Consider the following 2,554-nt stretch of genomic DNA (forward strand, 5'->3'; position numbering starts at 1 on the left):
GGCCCTCGCCCTCGGCGCACGCGCCGTGGTCGTCGGCCGGCTGGCCGCCGCCGGCCTGGCTGCGGGCGGCGAGGCCGGGGTGGCCCGCGTTCTGGCCCTGCTGCGCGAGGAGATGGTCACCGTGCTGACCCTGCTCGGGCACGGGTCGGTCACCGACCTGACCCCCGCGGCCCTCCAGCGGAGCCGGCCGTGATCACGCGGGTGCCCGGTCAGCTCCCGTCGATCTCGGGCGCCACCTGCCACGGCGACCTCGTCGTCACCTCCGGCGTGATCTGCCCCGACCTGCTGCGCCCCGGCCTGACGCCCGCCACCGCGCCGGACGTCGGCCAGCAGATCGACGGCGCCCTCGCCGCACTGGGCGAGGTCCTGCGCGCGGCCGGCAGCGACCTGCGCCACGCGTTGCGGGTGGAGGCGTTCCTGGCCCACCCGCCGGACTTCCCGCTGTGGGACAGCGCCTTCGCCGCGGCCTGGCCCGCGGACCCGCCGGCGCGGACCACCCTGGTGACCGGCTTCGCGCTGCCCGTCGTGCTCGTCGAACTCCAGGCGATCGCCGTGCGCGCACCCGCGGCGGCGCCGTAGCGATGACCACGGTCCGTCACGGACCGCCGCGAGCCGGCGCCGGGCCGCCGCGAGCCGGGCTGGCGCGAGCCTGACCAGGACGAGTCGGTGGGGGAAGACTGTGCGGATGGAGGTTCTCAGCAGTCGGATTCTGATCAGGCCGGTCGACCCGGGGCGTAGCCGGCGGTTCTACCGGGACACCCTGGGGCTGGCGATCTACCGTGAGTTCGGGCCGCCGGACGATCCCGGCCTGGTGTTCTTCCTCGGGCAGAGCCTGCTGGAGGTCTCCGGCCATGCCGGCGAGGAGCCCGCCGGTGGCGGCGCGGGGCAGCTGCGCCTGTGGCTGCAGGTGCGCGACCTCGCCGCCGAGCACCGCCGGCTCGCCGCCGCCGGGGTGGCGATCGTCCGCGACCCGCAGCGGGAACCGTGGGGGCTCGACGAGATGTGGATCGAGGACCCGGACGGCATCCCCATCGTCGTCGTGGAGATCCCGCCCGAGCACCCGCTGCGCCGCGACCAGCGTGGCGCTCGGACCGCGCCCTGAGCGCGTACCCGACGAGCGGGCACGTCGACCCACTCGAGACGGTTGATTCGGTAGTCCGAAAGGCGTACCCAGGCTGCGGCGCCCTGGCTAGCGGCCGACGGTGGTGCCGGTGACGGCCTGCCAGTCCTCGAACCGGGTTCGGGCGAACAGCGCGTCCGGCCTGGGGATCAGGGTGTGTTCGTCCAGTGGGGCGCCGAAGTAGCGGGCCTGCGGATCGGTCACCACCAGGCGGGGGTCGCCGCGGCCGGCGAGGTGCTGGCGGACGAGCTCGTCGAGGCGGAACCGCTGCGGGCCGGCGACCTCGACGGTGCCCAGCACCGGCACGCTGGCCGCGGTGACGCCGACGGCGGCGGCGACGTCGGCGGCGGCGATCGGCTGGAACGGCGCCGGCGCCAGGCGGACCGTGCCGTCGACGGTGGCGGCGTCGGCGATGGCGCCGACGAACTCGAAGAACTGCGTCGCCTGGACGATCGAGTACGCCAGCTCCCCCGCCCCGATCAGCTCCTCCTGAACGATCTTGGCCCGGAAGTAGCCGCTCTCGGCCAGCCGTTGGGCGCCCACCACCGACAGCGCGACCAGGTGCCCGACGCCGGCGGCGGCCGCGGCGGCGAGGATGTTCGCCGTCGACGTCCGGAAGAACTCCAGCACCGCCTGGTCCGCGAACGACGGTGCGTTGGACACGTCGACGACGACGTCGGCGCCGTCCAGCGCCGCGGCGAGCCCGTCGCCGGTCAGGGTGTTCACACCGGAGCTCGGCGAGGCGACGATCGCGGTGTGGCCGTGCCCGGTCAGCCGCCGCACGACCTTCGCGCCGATGAGCCCTGTTCCGCCGATGACGACGATCTGCACGGTGGATCCCCTCTTCCGGCCGGGGCGGGACGGACGACCCGCGCTGCGGACGCGGACGCCAGCGGCCCGCCGATCCGGGACAGGCGACGATGCCCCCGACGTCCCCCACCAGTGTGCACACATAACGCCGCCGGACCGTGACTCGCCGCGACGGCGTCGACAACGCCGCGCCGCGGGCGGAGATGCAGGAGGTTATCGACCGTTTCCGTCGCCGCGGACGCGCTCAGCCGCTTCTGCAACCGACCCGTCGAGGGGCGGGGCGGGCAGCATGATCGTGACGAGTGCACCGCCGGCCGGATGGTTGGCCGCCTCGACGGTGCCGCCGTGGGCGGCGGCGATCGCCGCGACGATGGACAGGCCGAGTCCGGCGCCACCGTCGTCGCGGGCACGGGCGGCGTCCGCCCGGCGGAACCGCTCGAACGCGTGGGGCAGGAAGGCGGCGGGGAATCCGGCGCCGTGATCGCGGACCTGGACCACGACGACGCCGGGTGGGCCGTCGGCGTGCCCCGGCGCACGGTGCCCGCGCAGTTCGACGGCGCTGCCGGGCGGGGCGTGGCGCACCCCGTTGGCAAGCAGGTTGTCGACGGCCTGGCGCAGCAGGTC

General features: G+C 75.4%; 5 protein-coding genes. 3 read left to right on the forward strand and 2 right to left on the reverse strand.

Annotation, left to right across the window (positions count from 1 at the left end):
• From ND748_RS29840 to ND748_RS29850, 3 genes are all read left to right on the forward strand, one after another.
• Positions 1 to 193, forward strand: a 193-nt coding sequence (locus tag ND748_RS29840) for an alpha-hydroxy-acid oxidizing protein (protein ID WP_251749537.1), incomplete at its 5' end; no start/stop codon positions are given.
• Positions 190 to 579, forward strand: a complete 390-nt coding sequence (locus ND748_RS29845; RefSeq protein ID WP_251749539.1) for a RidA family protein — start codon at positions 190 to 192, stop codon at positions 577 to 579. The genes ND748_RS29840 and ND748_RS29845, both read left to right, overlap by 4 nt.
• Positions 580 to 685: 106 nt before the next feature.
• The gene (locus ND748_RS29850; RefSeq protein ID WP_251749540.1) at positions 686 to 1,102 is read left to right on the forward strand and encodes a VOC family protein; all 417 of its coding nucleotides are present in this window, start codon (positions 686 to 688) and stop codon (positions 1,100 to 1,102) included.
• Between the two features lie 87 nt (positions 1,103 to 1,189).
• On the opposite strand, the gene ND748_RS29855 is transcribed toward ND748_RS29850, so the two are convergent.
• The gene (locus tag ND748_RS29855; protein ID WP_251749541.1) at positions 1,190 to 1,951 is read right to left on the reverse strand and encodes an SDR family oxidoreductase; all 762 of its coding nucleotides are present in this window, start codon (positions 1,949 to 1,951) and stop codon (positions 1,190 to 1,192) included.
• Positions 1,952 to 2,143: 192 nt separating this feature from the next.
• Positions 2,144 to 2,554 (reverse strand): sensor histidine kinase KdpD (locus ND748_RS29860; protein WP_251749542.1); only part of this gene is annotated, 411 nt, incomplete at its 5' end.

This window comes from Frankia sp. AiPs1 (assembly GCF_023716945.1).
GTDB lineage: Bacteria > Actinomycetota > Actinomycetes > Frankiales > Frankiaceae > Frankia.